Source organism: Sulfuricurvum sp., from assembly GCF_041651515.1.
GTDB lineage: Bacteria > Campylobacterota > Campylobacteria > Campylobacterales > Sulfurimonadaceae > Sulfuricurvum.
Genome location: NZ_JBAZJF010000004.1, coordinates 152021 through 173313, shown reverse-complemented (window position 1 = coordinate 173313; position 21293 = coordinate 152021). Strand labels below are relative to the sequence as shown.

Genomic DNA, 21293 nt, shown 5'->3' with positions numbered 1-21293 from the left:
TATGTTGTTTAATCCGACACCTATCGAAAAATTGAGTACGTTGACTAATGATCTGTTGAATAAATACAATAGTGTCAAGGAGGAACTTGATACATTACGTCAGGAGATGGTCTCGATTCGCACTCAGGGAGAAACTAAGGAAGAAGAAGTTGAGCGCTTAAAAAATGAGTTACGTGCCAAAGATGCTGAACTGACTGAAAAAAACAGTGAATTAGCTGAAAAAGATGCCGAGATAGAAGCCATTGTTGCCAAAATTGAAAGTCTACTCGGTTAATCGTGACAACAAAACTCTCCCTTACACTTAATGCCAAACGGTACGACATTGATGTTGAAGAGGATTTCGCCAAGTTTTTGAGTGCTCAAATGGCTGAGGATTTTAATGTTTCGGGCAATAATGATCTTAAACTCCTCCTTCAAGCCTATGTCCGCAAGAACTTTGCTCTGTATGAGCAGGAGAAACAGATTTTCGGATTAATAGAAAAAATCACCAACGACTAATTCACTTCACAATCCCTCCACAATACTTTTCTATACTCTCCTTACCCAAAGAGAATTTCGCAAGAAAATCTCAAAAAAAAGGAGTTTATTATGAAAAAGTTTCTATTGTTACTTGCTGCTGCGGCACTTACTGCTTCGATGGCACAAGCGGATGCCAAATCGGGACAAAAAGTGTATCTTAAAACCCTCAAAGCAAAATTTGGGATGAACGGGACAAAATTCGCCGCTGAACATACGGTAGCCGAATGGGAAGACCTTTTTGCAAACGATGCGGCTGGATTCATTAAAGAGTACAGTGCCAAGTTCCCCTCAGCGGTTCCGGTATTGACCAACCCTGAAATGAAAGATAAATTGCAAGAGGTCGGTGATTTTGCCAAAGAGTACGGCAGTGATTCTGGAAATGTCCCCTCTTGCGGTTGATAGATATAAATGATAAGCAAAGGATTTAACATGAAAACGTTAATTGCAATTCTTGGTTTGAGTGCTATGTTGAGTGCTGCGGATGGCAGTGCTTTATTTCAAAAATGTGCCGCATGTCACGGTCTTAAAGCTGAGAAACCGGCACTGGGGAAATCGGAAGTGATTGCCGGATGGAAAGCGGATAAAACGCTTGATGCCCTCAAAGGGTATAAAGCGGGGACCCGTAACACCAAAGGGATGGGTGCGATTATGAAAGGTCAAACCGCGACGCTGAGTGAGGGTGATATGAAAACGATTGCCGAGTATGTAGCAGGACTTAAATAATCCCTCTTAGCTGCTACGAGCAGTCGTAGCCCATCTATGATTTTGTTTTTGTCTCTCGTCATTTCCCCCGTTTAGGCGGGGACTATATCTTCCACCCCACGCATATTTTTGTCCCTTTGTTTTCTTCGGATTCCATACTGATGGAGAGATCATAGCTTTTAGCGATCATAGCAACAATATGCAAGCCTATTCCGAACCCTCCAACGCTTTTATCCGCTCTTGTATAACGTTCAAATACCCGTTCTATCATCTCTTTGGGAATACCGATACCGTTATCTTGGATACATAATGACGCAGGATCCAGCACAATCGAAATAGTACCTCCCAGATGATTGTATTTAATTGCATTGGAGAGAAGATTATCGAGGAGGCGGGTTGCTTTGGTGCGATCGATGATGAGTGTCACATTGGGGGTAATATCCAGCGAGAGGGTAATTTTTTTTTGCTCAATGCGGTGTCGAAAATATTCCAGTCTCTCCTCTAAGAGATGGGTGATATCCAGCGGTTCATTGGTGTAAGAGATGTCATGGTTAAGAACCAAATAGGTGAGATCATCGTAGAGGGTTGATATGGTTCGGGATGCAATCTCGATACGACGGAGCTTTTTTTGGAGTGCAGGGGGCAATTGATCGGCATCCATTGATTCGATATTGGTGAGGATAGCACTAACGGGAGTATTAAGTTCATGGGTAGTGTCTTTAATAAAATCATCAAGGAGGGCAATGGCTTCATTCATCGGGCGTAATATCAAACGGGAGAGTGCAAAACCGACCGCCGAGAGGAGCAAAAATAAGATCATTCCGAAAATGGCAGAGACTTCGAGTGTTTGTTGTAGCCACAACCGATCATCAAGGGTTTCAAAAATGAGATAATACTCTCCCATGCCATATGCCGAGAGGGGGATAATCAGGTAGACATATCCGTTTGAGAGATATAGGTTGTCTGTGAAATCGATCTTAGTGCGGTGAATCCGGGATACGAGCGGTTTTTGATCATATCCGTACAGTGCCGTTTTGTAGGCTAAGTCACTTGGAAAAGTGGAGATATTACGATCGTGTTGAAGCCATTTGCGCAATTTTGGGACATACGATTCACTTTGCAGCTGCATTGCTAGACGATGCGATGAGAGCATTTGCGATTCCATGTAATGATAATAAATCATCCCTACGAGGAGTAATAACAGGATACTCATTACCCCATAGAGAGCAAGAAAGCTCCGCAGAGTCCGATATTTAGCGGAATTGATACCCGAGACGTTTGTGGCTGACAATACGATCCTTTCCCAGAAGTTTGCGCAACGTCTTTATATAGGTGCGAAGTGAGCCGTCGCTTGGGGTCTCTTCATAATCCCAGAGATATTCCATAATGGTCTCATGGGTGAGAAGCTCATTTTTATGTTGAATGAAGAGTTTGAGGAGCTTGTGCTCTTTGAGTTGCAACGGCTGCTCCTTATTCTGAATCCGTAGAACTTGGTTGAGGATGTCGTACGTGATCCCTTCTCCTAGATCGAGCGTATCGGAGGGGGGATGGTAAAAATTCCGCTTAAGTATGGTTTGAATGCGCAGAAGCAACTCTTTAAGCTGATAGGGTTTACGGATATAATCATCTCCCCCGCTCTCAAACCCCTCTTCAACATCACTGATGCCGTTACGTGAGGTGATGAAAATGGCCGGTGTGACGTTTCCCTTTTTGCGGGAGGCTTTGAGAAGTGAAAAACCATCTCCTCCCGGAATGTTTACATCCAGCAGCAACACATCAAATTTCCCCTCGTACAGTGCATCTTCGGCGGCGGAGGCATCATACACGGGTACGACATCATACCCTTGTTCTTCGAGATATTCGCAGACACTCTCTGAGAGATTAGGGTCATCTTCGAGGAGAAGGAGTTTGGCTTTTATCATTTGGATTGCTGTATTCGAAAATAGAGATAAAACGGTATACCGAGCGAAATCAGCCCCAATCCGGTGAGAGACTCTAAGGGGCGAGTATAGATCGCATTACCAACAATAACAGCGCAGCAGAGCAAAAATAAAAATGGGACGACCGGATATCCGAACGTAAAAGTGAGCTTGCCGAGCATTTTTAATCGGATAACCGCAACTGCACCCAGTCCGTAAAAGATAAATGCGGCAAAAATCAACATATCGGTGAGTTGATCGAATGTACCGCTAAGAATGAGCAACGAGGCCCAGATCATTTGTCCGTACAGTGAAATATAGGGAGTTCGAAAACGTTTATGGACGAGGGAGAAGGGTTTGAAAAAATACCCCTCTTTGGCCATTTGATAATAGACTCGTGCCGCAGACATCGTACTTGCTTGTGTCGCACCGAACGTAGAGATCATAATCAATGCGGAAATAACGGTGATACCGAACGAACCCAACACAATCCCGGCCACTTTCACTGCGGCGATACTCCCCTGTTGAGTCTTCAAATGGGCAAAATCAGCAGGGGTGAGGACTTGTAAATAGGCATAGTTGACCATAAGATAGAGAAACATCGTAAGAGCGGTTCCGATAATAATGGCACGGGGGATATTTTTGGTCGGATTTTTAAACTCGCTTGCCATATTGGTAATATTTACCCAACCGTCATACGCCCAAAATGCTCCGAGCATTGCGGTAAAAAAAGCGCTGATATGGAGTAAATTACTGGTTTGAGAGGGGTTAATACTTTGTATGGCGAGGGGTGTATCAGTATGATGTCCCGAATAACTTAATCCGAGTGCGATCAAGAGTACAATTCCCAAAATCTTTGCACTGGTAACGACGTTACTGAGCCATCCTCCCCCTTTTACTCCGCGAATATTGAAGAGAGTCAAAAAAATCAATGTGCTAATGGCGATCAGTTTGATCGACGCGTTTTGAAACGGAAAAATAACGCCGGCAATACTGTAGCTACTGCATGACTCCAATAGTGGGGAGACATGAAAAAGATTGCCGAGTGATTCGGCGAAAACATAGGCCATTGAAGCGATAGAAGCGGTACTGATGACGGAAAAAAAACTCCATCCGTAGATAAACCCGAAAAAATCACCGAATACATTTTTAAAATATTGGAATTGTCCCCCCGCCTCTTTGGTTGTGGTAGCCAAGGAAGCAAAGCTAAAGGCGCCGAGCATAGTAATCAATCCGGCGACCGCCCATGCCCACAGGATAAGGGAACTGTTCATCAGTTCGGCTGACATGGGGGTAATTTTTTTGAATACACCGGAACCTATCATGTTTCCGGCAACCATCAAGATTGCTGTAACCAATCCAAGTGCTTGAAGGAGGGAAGGTTGATGCTTCTCACTCATTTCAAAGAATCATTTGAAGCCGCATAATACCGGCGCGTCCAAATTGTTCTTTGTAGTATTCACTCCGCTTTTCATCAATCACGGTAAATCCTAATTTTTTATAAATAAGCTCTGTTTCTATGGATCCGATTTCAACAGAGGTTTGAACTTTTCTATACCCTTTTAGACGGGCGGTAAGCATGCTTTTCCCCACAAGCTCTTTGAGAATTTCGAAGCTTTGGAATGGATTATTGACCATAATGAAATCCAAGACCCATGTTTTGTTATCACTCTCCCCTTCGCACAAGAGATAGGCAGCAATACGTTCATGATAGCTTTCATCAAAACCAATCTCTTCAAGGGCTTGGGAAAATACTTCATGGGTAGCGATGCGGGGTTCGTATCCGCAGAGGGCACCAACACGCTCATTTCCATCCAACGCGATCGAAAAATTGGAAAAATGACAATAGCTTTTAGTGGATGCCAAGGCCAAGCGCTTGAGGTATTCTAGGAGTATTGCATCATCAGAGGTGTTAAATACCAGATCAAACAGTCCGATTTTTTTGCCGGCACGTGACCCTTCCAATAAGGCTTGGGAAACTATGTCAACATCAGTTTCGGATGCTTTGCGAACTGTAATATTCATCGATGCCCTTACCCTGCAATTTTCAGTATGCTATACTACCTAACTTTAAAATAAACTAAGTTTGATGAATAGTATGCCAAAAATCTTTTTTTTAATGAGCTCATTTTTTTCTCTTTTCTCTGCTTCGGCATCTGAACAGCTTATCGTTGTCCTCTCTCGGGATATCAATTCAACCACTGCAATGATGCAGCGGTATGAAAAAGTAATCCATTGGCATAAGGTAGGGGCTGCGGTTCCTGTAACGCTTGGACGAAATGGATTGGGGTGGAGTAAGGGTGCCGAACCGCTTAAATATGAGGGGGATGGACGAAGCCCCGCAGGTCTTTTTAGCATATCCCGTACCTTCGGGTATGGTGAACATTCTCTGTCACAAATGCCCTATCTGCATGCTGATTCGACGTTGATTTGTATTGATGATGGGTCGGATCAGAGGTACAATCAAATGGCTATTTTAGACCCGCTTAATCCTCCGAAAAGCTATGAAAAAATGCGACGAGACGATGAGGTATATCGCAATGGAGCAATTATTGAGTATAACACTGCAGGGGTGAGTGGAAGGGGATCGTGCATCTTTATCCATCTCAACCACCCCGACAACCATCCCACCTCAGGCTGTACCGCGATGGATCAAGCGGCTCTTGAAGAGCTGTTAACATGGCTTGATCCCCTTAAATCTCCTAAAATATTGCAAATACCGCTAAACGAATGTAAACAGTATCAAAAAGATTATGAGGGGATCGAGTGTGATTAGTACGTTTCCCCGACGTGGTCAGGGAGGGGTCTTTTAGTTATTAACGACGTCCACTTTGGGGGTTTTTGCGGTAGATGAGGGAAGCATCGGATAAATCACTTGCGGTTTTTTACCTTCAAGTGATTTGAGGAACGTTTCAATTGAGGCGGTTTCATCTTCAGTGAGATCGATACCGAGTTGGATACGTCCCATCTCTTTGATCGCTTCGCTAAGGGTTGCGATTTGACCGTTGTGGAAATACGGGGCGCTCTGGGTAATGTTGCGCAAGGTCGGTACGCGAACCATCCCGTTTTTATCCCCTTTAAAATCTCCCACGCTCATGTACTTATACGGTGCTACGACACCGAAAGCCTGCATGGTTCCGCCCAATGCGATATCGTTATGACACGTTGTACACCCTTTGTCGATAAAGGTTTTAAGCCCTTTTTGCTCCGCAGTTGTAAGTGCTTTTTTGTTACCGTTTAGAAAAGCATCATAGCGCGCTGGGGTAACGAGGGTGCGCTCGAATACGGCGATTGTATCGGCCACCTTTTCAAAGGTTATTTTGACATCTTTACCGTACGCTTTTTGGAACAGTGCCGTGTATTCGGGGATTGAGTTGATGACACCCGTGACGAACTCTTTAGGTGCTGCCATTTCCGGTCCTGCTTGGATTGGACCTTGGGCTTGGTCTTCGAGGTGTGGAGAGCGTCCGTCCCAAAATTGTTGAGTGTAAAATACAGCATTGTAAACGGTAGGTGAGCTTAAACCGTGGGGATTAGAAGTCCATTTATGACCGATTGCCGCACTCATCCCATCGGTTCCGCCGAGAGCGAGGTTATGACAGGTATTGCAGCTGATAAGACCACTTTTGGAGAGACGAGGGTCAAAATAGAGCATTTTGCCTAACTCTACTTTGGCTGAAGTGGTTGGATTATTAGGATTAGAGGTGAGTTTTTCCAGTGCTGTTTTATTGGCCGGGATCGGTTTAAGACCGGCAGATTTGGCTTCATCAATCAGTGAAGCACCCAGTACACTTGTAGCAACGATAGCGGAAATCATTAGTGTTCTCATGCGGAATCCTTGGTAGGTTGGATAGATGAGAACATTGTAACAGATTAAACTAAAGGAAAATTTTTATCCTTTATCTAGTTCTTGCATAACGGTGGAGCGTTTGGTGGTTTCAAGCCGACGGCATGCCGATTCAAATGCCGCCGACTCTCCGATTACAATGCAATGCCCTTTCGCACGGGTGATAGCGGTATAGAGAAGTTTGGTATTGAGCATGATGTGGTGGGCGAAGCTCATTACGACAACAACATTCTCATACTCCATCCCCTGCACTTTATGGACGGTGAGGGCATAGGAGAGGCTTAGAAGATCGGATGTTTCGTCATATTTATACTGCACGACCATCTCTTCATTGGGATAAAAGACATAGCACAGTTCCTCTTCTTCATCGAGGCGAAATATGAGGCCGCACATCCCGTTGTAGACGCGTCGCTCGCTCGCTTCCCCTTCCTCTTTGAACTCTTCGGGGGAAAAGGAGGGCATATTGATATTGCGCACATGAACGACTTTATCCCAGAGGCGAAATTCGCCGTTACGCGTTTTGAGCTTTTTTTTCGGATTGGGGTTGAAGTACTCTTGCAGGAGGAGATTGAGATTATCAATCCCCAAGGTATTTCCCCGCATCGGCGAGATGACCTGAAAGGCGGATAGATACTCACGAATTTGTTTGTTTTGAAGCTTTTCACGCGAATCGGCTAAATAGTCCAAACACACTTGGGCAATTCGAGCGAGGATACTTTGTGCCGTGTCACCGATCAATTCTTGGAACTCATTGGCCCCTAAAGAGCGTTTAAGCATATTACGATTGGGGATATCTACGGTATGGAAGGTAAAATCCTTATATTCTCCCTGATACTCGGGGAGTATCCCCTGGCGGATGTCGTTGGCGATAAGGGTTATGGCTTGGTCAGGGCTTTGACGATAAATGCGGGTGAGGGTGATTGTGGGAGCAAGAGCTAGGGCTATCGCATCGGTGAGAGGATTTCCCGCACCGATAGGGGGGAGCTGTGCATCATCTCCGACAATGATAATAACCGCATCGGAGGAAATTTTGGAGATAAGCCGTGCGAAAAGCATGGAGTTGATCATAGAAGCTTCATCAATCAGTACAACTTTGTAGGGCATTACGTCTTGGGATTCGAACCGTACCAGTAAACTTTGGATGGTCGCACTTTGATAGCCGCTTCGTTCCCGTATCCGTGCCGAAGCGATACCGCTTAGGGCGCAGGTCATAATTAATTCCGGAGCGTGGCGCGTTGAAAGAAGATCGAGGAGGGCTTTGGCTGTCGTACTTTTCCCCGTCCCCGCATACCCGACGAGAAGCAAGATTTTTACCCCTTCGTTAATCAGTTCGAGTGCCCGTTGTTGCTGTTCTCCCAGCGAAAGGGTATGTTCTTTTAAAAATGTCTCCAAATCCGGGGATAATACTTCAAAACGATCCCGTGAACGAGTTTGAAACATTTGTGCCAAAAAGGTTTCCGATTCATATAATCGTACCGGTGAGAGTCGGCCGCTTGGAAGGATGACAATAGAACCTTCTTTTACCCGATCATCAAGGGCATCACGATAGAGATTATTTTCTCCCAGCTCCATAAGGAGATCAAGCTTGTTAAAAAGAGTTTGCCTATCAATGCAGCTGTTTCCCTCTTGATCGCAGTATTCGCTTAGAGTGTATTCCATAGCTGCTTGAATACGGCGAGGATCGTGATCGCTTGTCCCCATTTGCCGTGCAATATCATCGGCTTTTTTGAAGCCGATACCGTTGATCGACATAAGTCCATAAGGATTTTTACGAATCACTTCAATGGGATCTTTAACCCCTTTCATTGCACCCGCAATAAGACGCAAGAGGGCAGGAGTGACACCATAGGGGGCTAAAAATTCCCCGAGCTGACGTAAGGATCGAAACTGTTTCCACCCCTCGTGCAGTTTGGAGAGGCGTTTGGCATTCATCCCTTTGATCTCCATCAAACGCTCAATGTCGTTTTCCAGAATCTCGATAAGCCCCTCGGGGCTGTAGCGTTCTATCAGATCTGCGGTAAGTTTTTTAGTGAACCCTTTGACTACGCGGTTGAGAAAAAAGAAGAGTTCATTTTGATTGACGAGAAGCGATTCGGCTTTAAAGGTTCGGCCATGAGTACGGTGTTCTTCCCATTCTCCCTTGAGCGTTACCGCAGCACCGAGCAGATGCTCGATGTCACTTTCAAAGTAGTGGGCGGTTATTTTTTCTCCGCTTTTGAGAGCGGCAACGAAAAATTCGCCGTTTTCATAAATGATTTTATCGATTTGGCCGATGAGTGTTTGCAATTATGCTTTGACCCGTTCTATCCGTTCAGCTTCTTGAGATTTATACAGTTCGGCACATCCGCGTGCAAGTTCACGGATTTTGAGGATGTAGTTGGCACGTTCGGTGACGGAGATCGCTTTACGGGCATCAAGGGTATTGAACGTATGGGATGCCATCATACATAGATCGTATGCCGGCAGGGGAAGCTCCGCATCCAAACAGCGTTTACACTCAGTGGCTTTGGCCTCAAATTCGGCAAAGAGCATTGCGGTATCGGCGATTTCGAAGTTGTATTTGCTAAACTCGATCTCCCCTTCTTTGTGAATATCACGGTAGAGGGTTTTGCCGTATTTATTTTCGCTCCATACGATGTCAAATACCGTATCAACCCCTTGCAGATACATGGCAAGACGCTCGGTTCCATAAGTGATTTCGACGGCTACGGGATCGCACGCGATCCCCCCCACTTGCTGAAAATAGGTAAACTGTGTTACTTCCATACCGTTGAGCCATACTTCCCAACCCAGTCCCCATGCACCGAGGGTTGGCGATTCCCAGTTGTCCTCAACGAAGCGGATATCGTGGTCTTTTAAATTCAGACCGAGATATTCGAGACTTTTAAGATAAAGTTCCTGAATATTTTCGGGACTGGGTTTAATGAGTGCTTGAAACTGATAGTAGCTTCCCAGACGATTTGGATTTTCACCGTAACGGCCATCCGTCGGTCGGCGGCTTGGGGCGACATAGGCGACAGACCAAGGCTGTGAATCGAGTGAACGTAAAAAAGTTGCCGGATGAAAGGTCCCTGCACCTGCCGCTATATCGTAAGGTTGTACAATTGCACATCCTTGGTCATTCCAAAATTGTTGAAGTTTTAAAAGCATATCGCCAAAAGTAATCATACGTGTCCCGTTAAAAAGATAATGCCATTATACCAAAAGCCTGTACTGCCCCAAAGGCTCTTTTAATCAAATATCCTTTATGATATAAGGAATTATAAATAAAGTACATTGGGTAAATGAAATTCTTTTTCTTTCTTTTTTTTGCTATATCCGTATTTGCCTATAATGCTAAGCCGCTTGATGCCGTCTCGCTTAAGCTGCAATGGGCGGATCAATTTCAATTCGCCGGTTATTATGTAGCAAAAGAGAAAGGGTTTTACCGCGATGTGGGACTCGATGTAACGATCCAAAAATTTGATCCTAAGAAACTTGCTGTGGATGAGGTTATGAGTGGACGATCGACCTATGGGATAGGGCGCTCATCGCTTTTAATCGATCGAATGAACGGTAAAAAAGTGGTTGCGCTTGCGGCTATTTTCCAAAGCTCCCCTATGGTTCTTCTCTCGAAAAAATCACTCGATATCACTACGCCGAAAGATTTAATCGGCAAGCGGATTATGATGACCCAAGATTTCCAAGATACGATTTCTGTTCGTGCAATGCTGAACGCTCAAGGGGTTCAGATGGATAAGCTGCGTTTTATAGAGCACAGCTACAATCCCATCGATATCGCAAATGGCAAAACGGATGTGATGGCGTGCTATATTTCGAATGAACCGTTTGTGTTGAAAGAGAAAGGGGTAGAGACCAACGCCATCAACCCCGAACAGTACGGATTTGATTTTTACAGCGATATTTTATTCACTTCAGAAGATGAACTGCGTCATCATCCCAAACGAGTGCGTGCTTTTGTGGATGCCACATTACGGGGATGGGAATATGCTTTTACCCATATTGAAGAGACGGCACAGTTGATTAAAGCCCGTTATAACGGGCAAAATAAATCGTTGGAGAGTTTGATATACGAGGGGCGAGTGTTAAAAGAACTCGCGTATCATGATAATCAGCCTTTAGGGGGGATGAATATCGAAAAATTCCAGCGGATATCCGATATTTATAAAGTGATGGGAATCCCGCAAGACGAAAAGCGATTACACGGGTTTCTGTATGAAAATTTAGTGCGCCAAGCATTGCCCTTAAGTGTTGAAGAACGCTCATTTATTCATCGGACGACTGTCCGTTACACCTCCACCTATACGTGGCCTCCCTTTAACTTTGCTTCCGATACCGATAAAGAAAAACTCGAAGGGATAGCACATGATTTTTGGGATTTAATTGTCCAACGTTCGGAGTTAAAAACGGCTTATATCTCTGCTCCGACATGGGGTGCGGTATTCAATGCAATTAAAACAAAACATGCGGATGTAATTTTGGGGACATCTATCTCCAGTACGGCAGAACCCTATGCCCTCTTTTCCAAACCTTATGCTACTTTTCCGAATGTTATCGTAACCAATAAAACCATCGATTTTCTCCCGGGGCTCTCCTCACTCGAGGGGAAACGGGTAGCGATAGGGCAGGGGTATAGTATTGTCGAAACGATTGCCGAGCATTATCCGAAAATCCGTATCGTCGGTGTCGAGAATACCCGTGAAGGGTTAAAACTGCTGAGTGCTAAACGGGTGGATGCAGTGATTGATATCCTTCCCGTCGTCGCGTATTTGATTAATGCCGATCATTATGTTGATTTAAAAATATCGGGGACAACCGAGTTTAATTTTGATGTTCGGATGATGATACGCAATGATTATCCCGAGCTTAAATCGATTATTGATAAAGGGATTGATTCCATTACTCTGGCGGAGCGGCAGAAAATCTTTAATCGTTATATTGCTGTTACGTATGAGGATAAAGTTGATTATCGGTGGGTTTATTGGGGGGGGCTTATCGTATTTCTTATCGTATCTTTGTTTGTATATCGACAGCTTGAAATGGGTAAATACCATAAAAAACTTCTCAAAATGGCAACGACAGATTCACTTACCAAGCTTCCAAACCGGATTAAACTGGATGAAAAATTATTTGAGTGTTTTACCTATTATCAACGTACCCGCAGAGCATTTTCCATCGTGATGGTGGATGTCGATTATTTTAAGCGGATCAACGATACGTATGGACATTTGGTAGGAGATAAAGTTTTAGAAACGTTAGCCTCTATTTTGCGCACTACGGTTCGTGATACCGATACTGTCGGACGCTGGGGTGGGGAAGAGTTTATGATTATTTGTCCTGATACCGATAAAGCAGGAGCATCTTATTTAGCAAGCAAGATTCAATCGATGATTAATGCGCATGATTTTGAAGTGGTACACACCCTTACCTGCAGTTTCGGAATTGGTGAGTTCAGAGAGGATGATCGCGTTGAGAGCGCGGTTAGCCGGGCTGATGAAGCGCTATATAAAGCAAAAGATCTAGGGCGCAATAAAATTATTGTATCATGAGAGTTTGCAGATAATATCACCGATTTCTCTACCCAAAGAACGGGCGACAACCGAACATTTAACTTTCAATAAAAAACAGATATTTTTCCGTTTGACGGGACTCATACACTCATAATTGCCCATCCCCTTTGCGATGATTATATCGGCACTATCAAAGAGCGATTGTGCTTCGATAGAAGCATATTCGTAGACAAATCCGGGTGTCGGGACACCGCTGTCTATTAGGGTGCAGAGGCTATCGATATCGGCCTCTTGGGCTTCTTTCATTGTTACGTCGTTAATGATAGGATTGCCTCGCACCATGTAGGTAATTTTTAATGAAGGATAAAGCTCTTTTAGCGATTCGATAGCGAGTCCGTCAAACAGATGTTCTCCTGCATTATCGCCGATGTAGAGGAGTGTTTTAGCTTCAGAGATAGTTTTCTCCAACAGCTTGGAATCATCGTGAGCAAACGGAGTATCAAAAACGGAGGCAATGGCATGGTGCAGGTCAAAATGAACTTCAGCTGCGAGATCGATAACATTGCCGACAACAGCCGTTTTGAGGAGCGCAGTGAAAGGGTGATTGGCGTTTTTGATGGTTTCTCGTAAAAACGGTAAATAATGTGATGCTTGACGACTGGCGTGCGCTTTTTGTTCCTCATAAAGATCAATTTTCCCCGCTAAAACTGCCATTTGTTCATACAAAGGTGCGGCTATAACCGGCGGAGAAAGGGTGAAATCGGGATTTTTGAGAGCATGTTCGACGTAGATTGTAATTTGTGATCTTAACTCGTGACTTGCATTAATGGCATCGCAAACTCGGTTGCTTTGGGCAATAATACACCCAATGCACTCTTGTTGTATGGTCATTGTGCAGCATGCTCATCGATTACTTTGCCCCACATCAATTTGTATTTGCGGCGCATAAACTCTACTTCTTGTTGAGAGAGTTTAAGCTGTTCGGTAAGGGTCGCTATGGTATTACGGTCTTCATCGTAAAGTTCTTGAAGCGAGGCGAGGGCTTCTCTGAGAAACAGATTTTCTGTTTTGATCGACTCGATGGTCTCTTCTTTGGCACTGAGTACTTTTTCATGAAGGTTGATGATGGTACCGATCGTTTTTTCGACGAAATTTGCCCCGATGGTCATATCGGTTTCAGAGGCACTCAGAGCATGCAAGGAGGCAGGGACAATTCCGGACATCCCCTGTCCCGGATCGATATAGACAATCCCGTCTTCAATGATTGTGGTAAGTTTGCCTCGAACAATCAATGTTTCCACCTCAGAACGATCCATTTGCGTCATACGGGCGTATTCATCGATACTCATCCAATGCCCTTCTTGCATCTTTACCACCTTCACTATTTTTATTTTTTAAAGCAAAAGCCGTACCTAGATAATGGTTTCGATTTCCAGTGAATCCATTTCTACTTTTTTCGCTTTGGCAATGCGGTCTTCTTGGAGCTTCATCCGTAACTCTTCATTTTCCAAAGCTAAAATCTGCATAGCGAGATAGGCAGAGTTGATTGCTCCGGCTTTTCCGATCGCGACGGTCGCTACCGGCATACCGGCCGGCATTTGGACGGTTGAGAGGAGCGCATCGATCCCCGATAGGGCTGATGCACTCATCGGGACACCGATGATGGGCTTGATCGTTTTAGAGGCGAGTACCCCTGCCAAGTGTGCTGCCATTCCCGCAGCGGCAATGAACACTTGTGCCCCTTTTGCCTCAGCAGCAATAACATAGTCCTTGGTCCGTTCAGGGCTGCGGTGTGCCGATGAGATAATGAGCTCATATTGGACGCCAAACTCTTCGAGGGTTTGTGAGCACGATTTCATGACGTCAAAATCGCTTTTGCTCCCCATAATTATAGATACGAATTTCATTTCTTTCCTCCTGAAGTTTGGTTAAGATTAAAAAAGCGCACAAGTGCGCGTGAGCTTTCCGCTGAGGAAAACTAAGCGTTAGCGTAGCCCAGAGGGGCTTTGCTCCTTGGGCGTATCACATTTAACAGTCCCCATATCTTCCGTTGCAGGGATACGGAAAAAGGTAAAGGGGGGAAGTTTGGTCGGTAAAGTGAAACGATTTAGATTTCCGCTGTGTACCTGATCCCATACTTTTCCGTTTTCGGCAAGCAGTTGTTTGAAGGTAATGGTCCATTGCCCCTCTTTTTGGCTTATCGTACCGATTTCATTATCGATTTCTACTAGAATCGATTCATCGGGGGTAACTATCTCCATTGCTTCATTGGGGAAGGTTTTGTATTTGCATTCATAAAACTCACCGCTCTCATCTACGATGCCGCTTACTTGGTGGGTTCCCATCATCATACTGAAATCGAGATTTTGGGTATCGTGCTTTTCAAACGGCCGATTTACGAGATAAGCATCCGTAAATCCTCGGTTTTGCATCGTCCCCAACTCTTTTTGGTAGGCATCAGCATCACTTTTTCCGGCATAATAATCATCGATAGCACGGCGATATACTTTGGCCGTGATAGCGGCGTAATAAGGGGCTTTGGTGCGCCCTTCAATCTTGAGCGAATCAATACATCCCGCATCTATGATCTCTTGGATATGGCTTGCTAGATTGAGATCTTTGGAATTCATAATATAGGTGCCGACCCCTTCATCTTCCACGAGTTTAAACAGCGTTCCGGTCTCCGGATTGGCGGCGTACATTTCGTACGGGAATCGGCAGTCGTTGGCACAGCTTCCACGGTTCGGAACACGTCCGCTTTGGAGCGTTGAGATAAGACAGCGCCCGCTGTAGGCAAAACACATAGAGCCGTGGACAAATACTTCGATTTCCAAATCAGGAAGCTCTTCTTTGATCTGTTTGAGGTCTTTGAGCGAAATTTCCCGTGCGGCAATGATACGGCGAGCCCCCATATCGTAATAGACCTGCGCGTCCAAAACGTTCATCACATTGGCTTGCGTCGAGAGGTGCAGCGGAATATGAGGGGCGATTTGGTGGGCAAGTTTGAGTACTCCGGGGGTGGCTACGATAAACGCATCGGGTTCTAACGAGGCCATTTGAGAAATGTGTTCTTTGAGAAGTTTGAGTTGGGAATTAAAAGGGAAGCCGTTGATGGTAACATAGACTTTTCGACCGCGTGCATGAGCGTAATCGATTCCCTCTTTGAAACTTTCTAAATCGAACTCTTTACCCGATCGGATACGGAGCGAAAAGTGGCTGACTCCGCCATACACGGCATCAGCACCGTAATCAATGGCGATTTTGAGTTTTTCTAAATTCCCCGCAGGGGAGAGGAGTTCGACTTTTTTCAAAAGTAAATTCTCTTTTTTAATAATTTGAGAGAATTTTACCTTATAAAACCTCTACTTTTGCCCAAAAGATGCAAGTAATGCTTCAATATCATCGCTGCTTACGACATCTTCCGTTCCGGTATCGCCCGGAAGATGAACCGCCGATGCCACCCGTTTAGAATCGTCTATTTTTCCGGCAAATAGATGATTCATATAGGTTGAAAGGGCGCGCATTACGTTGATAACCCGTTCGATTTTTTGACGGTGAATATCTTGATACTGCATGATATCCATGACATTCATAATGGTGTCGCCGCCATTTTGGAGTATTTCTAAAATTTGATCGGACTCTTTGGACGCTTCTTTGTTTTTTGTTAGTTGGGTTTTGAACGCTTCAACATGAGGAAACTTGACACTCAGGGTTTCAAATAATTCGATATTGCTTTTCAGGACAGCGTTCAGTGTTTTAACATGCTTCTCGCCATCGCCCAGATCATTGCTGATCCCCTCTATGAGATCAAAAATTTCAGTCGCTTTTTCTTCGCTTTCTTTAGTGACATCGTCCAGTTGATGCACCATTTTATTGTCATCGGTTGGCGGTGGCGGTGGCCAACTGTTCATAGCCGAAACGCGGTATGTATCTGGATCGGTTTCATGGTAAGGGACTTCCTCTTTTGCTTCATCTTCTTCTTGTGCAGATTCAACTGCAGCAGAAGGAATCGTTTCCTCTACCGTCTCATCAAAATCCATATCACCATTCATCAGTGCATCTAGCTCTTCTTGCGTCATGACCTGTACCCTCAACGATTAAATTGCACTATAATAGCATTTAAATCTTTATTTTATTTGGATAAAAAAATGAAAATCGATCTTCATAACCATACGGTTTTATGTAATCATGCTACGGGAAGTGTTGCTGAATATGTTGAAGCCGCCATAGAGAAAGGAACGGAGTATTTTGGTTTTTCCGATCATGCCCCGATGCATTATGATCCGCAGTACCGCATGAGCTTTGAACAAATGGAACTTTATGAGGGATGGGTGAGAGATGCCCGTGAGCACTATAAGGACAAAATTACGCTGCTTTTAGGATATGAAGTCGATTTTCTGCCCCGATTTATGGACGATGCTGTCTTAAAACGTCCGTGCGATTATTTGATCGGAAGCGTTCATTTTATTGATGACTGGGGATTCGATAATCCTGAATTTATCGGGCGTTATGAGGGGGCAAACCTTGATACGGTATATACGCGCTATTTTGAATTGATAGAACAGATGGCACAAAGCGGTAAATTTGAAATTATCGGCCATTTGGATTTGTTGAAAGTCTTTAAATTTTTACCCAAGAAAGATATCAGACTATTAGCCAAAAATGCCCTCCATGCGATCAAAAAAGCGGGATTGGCCGTTGAACTTAATGTTGCCGGATATCGAAAACCCATTGCGGAAGCGTATCCTTCAACACATTTATTGGAAGAGATAGCGGCATTGGATATTCCGATAACGTTCGGATCCGATGCACACAGACCGGATCAGGTCGGATTGTACAGTGAGCAAATCGAAACGTTGGCCCGTTCATTCGGGTACACGCAATGTGCGCTGTACCGTAACAAAGATCGTACATTGGTTAAATTTTAATCATCCTCAGCGCTTCAATTTTTAGTCTTTTTTGATATACTGCTTCACTTTTATTTTTTTCAGGAGATAAGCATGGGTAAATTCGTAAATAGTGTCGACGAGTTTTTTAGTTTTTCAAAAGAGAACGACGTTCAGTTCGTAGATTTCCGTTTCACCGATATGAAAGGGACATGGCACCATGTTAGCTATCGCTACAGTGCGGTAAATGCCGGCCATTTTGAAAACGGTCTTCCGTTCGACGGTTCATCTATCGATGCTTGGCAGCCGATCAATCGTTCCGATATGCTCCTAAAACCGGATGCAGAATCTGCATTTATGGATCCGTTTACGGCTGATCCGACCATCATCGTATTCTGTGACGTATTTGACATTTACAAAGGTCAAATGTACGAAAAATGTCCACGTTCTATCGCTAAAAAAGCCCTTGAGCACCTTAAAGGAGCTGGTTACGGTGATGTTGCGTATTTCGGGCCTGAAAATGAATTCTTTGTATTTGACGATGTAAAAATCCGCGATGAGATCAACTGCTCATACTATGAAGTAGATTCTGAAGAGGGTGAATGGAATGATAGTAAATCTTTCCAAGACGGTTACAATACCGGTCATCGTCCACGTACCAAAGGGGGTTACTTCCCGGTTGCTCCGATCGATACCATGGTCGATTTACGTGCAGAAATGATGCAAGTATTAGAGCAAGTCGGTCTTGAAGTTATTTTGGGTCACCACGAAGTTGCTCAAGCACAAGGTGAAATCGGTATCGTATTCGATACTCTTGTTAACGCGGCGGACAACGTTCAAAAACTTAAATACGTTATCAAAATGGTAGCGCATCTTAACGGCAAAACGGTCACTTTCATGCCTAAACCGCTTTACGGAGACAACGGTAACGGTATGCACGTTCACCAATCCATCTGGAAAGACGGCAAAAACACATTCTACAAAGAGGGTGGCTACGGTAACCTCTCTGAAGCGGCGCTTCACTATGTTGGCGGAATTTTTGCACACGCTCGCGCCGTTGCAGCGTTCACTAACCCATCAACCAACTCATACAAACGTCTTATCCCTGGTTTTGAAGCACCGTCTATCTTGACCTACTCAAGTCAAAACCGCTCAGCATCTTGCCGTGTTCCATACGGTGCAGGTGAAAAAGCGACTCGTATCGAAATGCGTTTCCCTGACTCTACTTCATGCCCATACCTTGCGTTTACCGCAATGATGTTGGCTGGACTTGACGGTATCAAAAACAAAATGGTTCCGGTTGGACCGATGGATGAAGATTTATTTGAGCTTAGCCTCAATGAAATCCGTGAAAAAGGGATTCCACAAATGCCACACACATTGCGCGGTGCTTTGGAATCATTGATTCGTGATAACGATTTCTTGCAGCCGGTTATGACTCCAGAATTTTTGGATACTTACCAAAATTACAAATTTGAAACACAAGTATGGCCTGACGAAGCTCGTCCGACTGCGTTCGAATTCAAATCCACTTATTCTTGCTAATCTTCTGTGCGGGGTGAAAACCCTGCACACTTTCTCTTCAGTTCATTTTTATTATTAAATTTTATTATTGTAAAATAATGCCCCCCAACACACCAAGAGCAAGGTCGCTTGCCGTAGGGAAAAAGCGTACCGATAGCGTTTTGTTGTGGGGGCGATTTTCTTTTGCTACTTTTCTTTATTAAAAAGAAAAGTATGAAGAAGAATTATGGAAGTTTTGGTCCCGCAGCAGAGTAGTCAAATTCACTTTGTCCATCGGTATATTTTTGGAAGTTTTTAATAAAGAGGGCGGCCAGGTTATCACGTTGAACCAAATAGGCATCTCGATCTTGCCATGCATTGCGAGGATTCAGAATTACCGGATCGATGGAAGCGAGTGTTTTTGGAATATGAAAACCGAAAGTATTGGTAACGTCGAATTCGCTCTCTCGGATGGAACCGTCCAAAATAGCATTGATACACGCGCGTGTATCTTTGATACTCATCCGTTTACCGACGCCGTATCCGCCGCCTGTCCATCCGGTATTAACCAAATAGACATTGACACCGTGCTTATCAATTTTATCACCCAACAATTTTGCATATACGGTTGGATGAAGCGGTAAGAATGCTTCTCCGAAACAGGAGCTGAAGGTTGCAACCGGTTCGGTAATGCCGCGTTCCGTTCCGGCTACTTTAGCCGTGTAACCGCTGAGAAAGTAATACATGGCTTGTTCTTTGGAAAGTTTGCTAACCGGCGGCAATACACCGAATGCATCGGCAGAGAGAAAAATGATATTTTTAGGATGCGGAGCTTGAAGTGTTGATTCGTGATTATCGATATGTTCGATCGGATACGATACGCGCGTGTTTTCGGTTTTAGAATCGTCCGTATAGTCTACTTTTCCGTCTTCATCATACACGACGTTTTCGAGCAGTGCATTCGGTCGGATAGCACCGTAGATTTCAGGTTCACTGCTGGGATCAAGGTTGATAACTTTGGCGTAACAGCCACCTTCAAAATTGAATACACCCTCGTCATCCCAACCGTGTTCGTCATCGCCGATAAGGGCGCGCTTTGGATCGGTTGAGAGGGTGGTTTTTCCGGTACCGCTGAGGCCGAAGAATAAACAGGTATCTCCCGCATCGCCGACATTGGCGGAGCAGTGCATTGAAAGCTTCCCTTCCAGAGGAAGCCAATAATTCATCATTGAAAAAATCCCTTTTTTCATCTCACCGCCATACCAGGTTCCGCCGATGATGCAGAGGTTCTCTTCGACACTGAAAAGGACAAATACCTCCGAGTTGAGACCATGGTTTTCCCATTGCTCATTAACCGCTTTACACGCATTAAGAACGGTAAACTGAGGTTTGAAACTCTCTAACTCTTTTGTTGTAGGGCGAATAAACATATTTTTGACAAAATGGGATTGCCATGCAATTTCAGAGACAAAACGGATAGAACGTTTGCTTGAAGCGCTGGAACCGCAGAAAACATCGGTGATGTAAAGATCTTTATTGGAGAGTTGCTCGCGTGCAACGACAAGAAGCTCATCGAAGACGGCTTTGTCAATTTTTTTATTGACATCTCCCCATGCGATGTATTTATTGGAAGGGTCTTGGTCAACAAAATATTTATCTTTTGGACTTCGTCCGGTAAATACACCCGTATCAACCATCGTCGCACCGTTATCAGCGAGGCGGCATTCACCGTTGCGCAATTCGTGTTCAATCAGCTCTTCAAAGCCCAAATTGTGGAAAAGCTTTCCGCTGTTTTTTATCCCTAACGTCTCAATCTCTGTGGAAATCATGGTCTTGTTTTGCCTTTTTGGGTTCATCTGCGTACTGTACCCAGATGAAAAGTTAAAGCATAAGCTTCATTTGTGGTGCGAATTATACGCCTCCAATTTATAAACGAGAATTAAAGTAGTCAATTATTGAAATTGTGCCGCTAATTCCATCAATATTTTTCCAGCTTGTGCTTCGGTTCCGTTGTATTTTTGAAGTTTTATTCCGAGGTTATTCATACTCTTAGCGGTATTTTTACACGCCATTTTCACGACAAGGTAGTCGCAATCTTCTATTGCATGGGCCATGGTGTCATGGGCTTGGATATGTTCGACATCATCGGCATCGTGATCGCACGTATGGTGTTCATCATGATCATGAGCCTCTTCGCCGGCTACTTTGGGATTGGCGCGTAATCCTTCATATTCGAAAGAACGAAACATCCCCCCTTTGAGAGTGTAAACAGCAAAATAGGGGGTATGTCCTGCATTGCCGGCCATTTTTAAATTTTCATCCATTACGGGTACCGCGATTTTCATAAGGTCTCCTTGATTTTGAAAATTATGCCATAGGGAACTTAAATACTGTGCTAGAGAATAAA

22 protein-coding genes are annotated in these 21293 nt (G+C 44.4%); 8 read left to right on the top strand and 14 right to left on the bottom strand.

Annotated features, from left to right (window positions below):
- Window position 1: 1 nt before the first annotated feature.
- The 4 genes from WC407_RS08795 to WC407_RS08780 all read left to right on the top strand — a co-directional run bounded on the left by WC407_RS08795 (window position 2) and on the right by WC407_RS08780 (window position 1242).
- On the top strand, window positions 2-274 hold the full coding sequence (locus WC407_RS08795) for a hypothetical protein (RefSeq protein WP_373022255.1): 273 nt from the start codon (window positions 2-4) through the stop codon (window positions 272-274).
- 2 nt (window positions 275-276) lie between these two features.
- Window positions 277-498 carry a hypothetical protein gene (locus tag WC407_RS08790; protein WP_373022254.1) on the top strand — a complete coding sequence of 74 codons (222 nt, stop codon included), beginning with the start codon at window positions 277-279 and terminating at the stop codon, window positions 496-498.
- Window positions 499-588: 90 nt separating this feature from the next.
- Window positions 589-918, top strand: a complete 330-nt coding sequence (locus WC407_RS08785; RefSeq protein WP_373022253.1) for a hypothetical protein — start codon at window positions 589-591, stop codon at window positions 916-918.
- A 30-nt stretch (window positions 919-948) separates the two neighbouring features.
- Entirely contained in the window at window positions 949-1242 is a 294-nt protein-coding gene (locus tag WC407_RS08780; protein WP_373022252.1) for a cytochrome c, read from the top strand.
- A gap of 82 nt (window positions 1243-1324) precedes the next feature.
- Here WC407_RS08780 and WC407_RS08775 read toward each other — a convergent pair whose 3' ends face one another.
- Genes WC407_RS08775 through WC407_RS08760 form a run of 4 tightly spaced genes read right to left on the bottom strand, consistent with a single transcriptional unit; the run spans window position 1325 to window position 5165 of the window.
- The gene (locus WC407_RS08775; protein WP_373022251.1) at window positions 1325-2512 is read right to left on the bottom strand and encodes a sensor histidine kinase; all 1188 of its coding nucleotides are present in this window, start codon (window positions 2510-2512) and stop codon (window positions 1325-1327) included.
- Window positions 2475-3143 carry a response regulator transcription factor gene (locus WC407_RS08770; protein WP_373022250.1) on the bottom strand — a complete coding sequence of 223 codons (669 nt, stop codon included), beginning with the start codon at window positions 3141-3143 and terminating at the stop codon, window positions 2475-2477. The genes WC407_RS08775 and WC407_RS08770 overlap by 38 nt, the downstream gene beginning before the upstream one ends.
- Window positions 3140-4540, bottom strand: a complete 1401-nt coding sequence (locus tag WC407_RS08765; protein ID WP_373022249.1) for an APC family permease — start codon at window positions 4538-4540, stop codon at window positions 3140-3142. The genes WC407_RS08770 and WC407_RS08765 overlap by 4 nt, the downstream gene beginning before the upstream one ends.
- A 1-nt stretch (window position 4541) precedes the next feature.
- A complete protein-coding gene (locus WC407_RS08760) occupies window positions 4542-5165 on the bottom strand; it encodes an acyl-CoA acyltransferase (RefSeq protein ID WP_373022248.1) in 624 nt (207 codons plus the stop codon).
- A 94-nt stretch (window positions 5166-5259) separates the two neighbouring features.
- Here WC407_RS08760 and WC407_RS08755 point away from each other — a divergent pair, with 94 nt between their 5' ends.
- Window positions 5260-5916, top strand: a complete 657-nt coding sequence (locus WC407_RS08755) for a L,D-transpeptidase (protein ID WP_373022247.1) — start codon at window positions 5260-5262, stop codon at window positions 5914-5916.
- Between the two features lie 33 nt (window positions 5917-5949).
- On the opposite strand, the gene WC407_RS08750 is transcribed toward WC407_RS08755, so the two are convergent.
- The 3 genes from WC407_RS08750 to glyQ form a co-directional block, all read right to left on the bottom strand.
- Window positions 5950-6969: a cytochrome-c peroxidase gene (locus WC407_RS08750; protein WP_373022246.1), complete on the bottom strand. Its 1020-nt coding sequence runs from the start codon at window positions 6967-6969 to the stop codon at window positions 5950-5952.
- 63 nt (window positions 6970-7032) lie between these two features.
- The gene (locus tag WC407_RS08745; protein WP_373022245.1) at window positions 7033-9273 is read right to left on the bottom strand and encodes an AAA family ATPase; all 2241 of its coding nucleotides are present in this window, start codon (window positions 9271-9273) and stop codon (window positions 7033-7035) included.
- On the bottom strand, window positions 9274-10155 hold the full coding sequence (gene glyQ, locus WC407_RS08740; protein ID WP_373022243.1) for a glycine--tRNA ligase subunit alpha: 882 nt from the start codon (window positions 10153-10155) through the stop codon (window positions 9274-9276). It abuts the gene before it with no gap.
- Window positions 10156-10271: 116 nt separating this feature from the next.
- On the opposite strand from glyQ, the gene WC407_RS08735 reads away from it, so the two are divergent.
- On the top strand, window positions 10272-12536 hold the full coding sequence (locus WC407_RS08735; RefSeq protein ID WP_373022242.1) for an ABC transporter substrate-binding protein: 2265 nt from the start codon (window positions 10272-10274) through the stop codon (window positions 12534-12536).
- Here the strand turns inward: WC407_RS08735 and WC407_RS08730 are convergent.
- From WC407_RS08730 to WC407_RS08710, 5 genes are all read right to left on the bottom strand, one after another.
- Window positions 12531-13388 carry a DUF89 domain-containing protein gene (locus WC407_RS08730; RefSeq protein WP_373022241.1) on the bottom strand — a complete coding sequence of 286 codons (858 nt, stop codon included), beginning with the start codon at window positions 13386-13388 and terminating at the stop codon, window positions 12531-12533. The two genes, WC407_RS08735 and WC407_RS08730, sit on opposite strands and share 6 nt — an antisense overlap.
- On the bottom strand, window positions 13385-13864 hold the full coding sequence (locus tag WC407_RS08725) for a DUF3972 domain-containing protein (protein ID WP_373022240.1): 480 nt from the start codon (window positions 13862-13864) through the stop codon (window positions 13385-13387). The genes WC407_RS08730 and WC407_RS08725 overlap by 4 nt, the downstream gene beginning before the upstream one ends.
- A 45-nt stretch (window positions 13865-13909) precedes the next feature.
- Window positions 13910-14404, bottom strand: a complete 495-nt coding sequence (gene purE, locus WC407_RS08720) for a 5-(carboxyamino)imidazole ribonucleotide mutase (RefSeq protein WP_373022239.1) — start codon at window positions 14402-14404, stop codon at window positions 13910-13912.
- A gap of 78 nt (window positions 14405-14482) precedes the next feature.
- Entirely contained in the window at window positions 14483-15808 is a 1326-nt protein-coding gene (locus WC407_RS08715) for a peptidase U32 family protein (protein WP_373022238.1), read from the bottom strand.
- A 51-nt stretch (window positions 15809-15859) separates the two neighbouring features.
- A complete protein-coding gene (locus tag WC407_RS08710) occupies window positions 15860-16576 on the bottom strand; it encodes a chemotaxis protein (RefSeq protein WP_373022237.1) in 717 nt (238 codons plus the stop codon).
- Window positions 16577-16645: 69 nt separating this feature from the next.
- On the opposite strand from WC407_RS08710, the gene WC407_RS08705 reads away from it, so the two are divergent.
- A complete protein-coding gene (locus WC407_RS08705; RefSeq protein ID WP_373022236.1) occupies window positions 16646-17425 on the top strand; it encodes a histidinol-phosphatase in 780 nt (259 codons plus the stop codon).
- Window positions 17426-17497: 72 nt separating this feature from the next.
- Entirely contained in the window at window positions 17498-18928 is a 1431-nt protein-coding gene (glnA, locus tag WC407_RS08700; protein WP_373022235.1) for a type I glutamate--ammonia ligase, read from the top strand.
- Between the two features lie 203 nt (window positions 18929-19131).
- Here the strand turns inward: glnA and pckA are convergent, their stop codons facing one another.
- Together pckA and WC407_RS08690 are read right to left on the bottom strand one after the other, a co-directional pair.
- Window positions 19132-20742, bottom strand: a complete 1611-nt coding sequence (gene pckA / locus WC407_RS08695; RefSeq protein WP_373022234.1) for a phosphoenolpyruvate carboxykinase (ATP) — start codon at window positions 20740-20742, stop codon at window positions 19132-19134.
- Between the two features lie 96 nt (window positions 20743-20838).
- Complete coding sequence (locus WC407_RS08690) at window positions 20839-21231, bottom strand: hypothetical protein (protein ID WP_373022232.1); 393 nt, start codon at window positions 21229-21231, stop codon at window positions 20839-20841.
- Window positions 21232-21293: the final 62 nt, after the last annotated feature.

Coding starts and splice junctions, on each gene's coding strand:
- WC407_RS08785 (WP_373022253.1), top strand. CDS start 589: ATGAAAAAGTTTCTATTGTTACTTGCTGCTGCGGCACTTACTGCTTCG.
- WC407_RS08750 (WP_373022246.1), bottom strand. CDS start 6,969: ATGAGAACACTAATGATTTCCGCTATCGTTGCTACAAGTGTACTGGGT.
- WC407_RS08710 (WP_373022237.1), bottom strand. CDS start 16,576: ATGACGCAAGAAGAGCTAGATGCACTGATGAATGGTGATATGGATTTT.
- WC407_RS08780 (WP_373022252.1), top strand. CDS start 949: ATGAAAACGTTAATTGCAATTCTTGGTTTGAGTGCTATGTTGAGTGCT.
- WC407_RS08770 (WP_373022250.1), bottom strand. CDS start 3,143: ATGATAAAAGCCAAACTCCTTCTCCTCGAAGATGACCCTAATCTCTCA.
- WC407_RS08765 (WP_373022249.1), bottom strand. CDS start 4,540: ATGAGTGAGAAGCATCAACCTTCCCTCCTTCAAGCACTTGGATTGGTT.
- WC407_RS08725 (WP_373022240.1), bottom strand. CDS start 13,864: ATGCAAGAAGGGCATTGGATGAGTATCGATGAATACGCCCGTATGACG.
- WC407_RS08690 (WP_373022232.1), bottom strand. CDS start 21,231: ATGAAAATCGCGGTACCCGTAATGGATGAAAATTTAAAAATGGCCGGC.
- WC407_RS08795 (WP_373022255.1), top strand. CDS start 2: ATGTTGTTTAATCCGACACCTATCGAAAAATTGAGTACGTTGACTAAT.
- WC407_RS08705 (WP_373022236.1), top strand. CDS start 16,646: ATGAAAATCGATCTTCATAACCATACGGTTTTATGTAATCATGCTACG.
- WC407_RS08730 (WP_373022241.1), bottom strand. CDS start 13,388: ATGACCATACAACAAGAGTGCATTGGGTGTATTATTGCCCAAAGCAAC.
- pckA (WP_373022234.1), bottom strand. CDS start 20,742: ATGAACCCAAAAAGGCAAAACAAGACCATGATTTCCACAGAGATTGAG.
- WC407_RS08735 (WP_373022242.1), top strand. CDS start 10,272: ATGAAATTCTTTTTCTTTCTTTTTTTTGCTATATCCGTATTTGCCTAT.
- purE (WP_373022239.1), bottom strand. CDS start 14,404: ATGAAATTCGTATCTATAATTATGGGGAGCAAAAGCGATTTTGACGTC.
- WC407_RS08760 (WP_373022248.1), bottom strand. CDS start 5,165: ATGAATATTACAGTTCGCAAAGCATCCGAAACTGATGTTGACATAGTT.
- glyQ (WP_373022243.1), bottom strand. CDS start 10,155: ATGATTACTTTTGGCGATATGCTTTTAAAACTTCAACAATTTTGGAAT.
- WC407_RS08755 (WP_373022247.1), top strand. CDS start 5,260: ATGAGCTCATTTTTTTCTCTTTTCTCTGCTTCGGCATCTGAACAGCTT.
- glnA (WP_373022235.1), top strand. CDS start 17,498: ATGGGTAAATTCGTAAATAGTGTCGACGAGTTTTTTAGTTTTTCAAAA.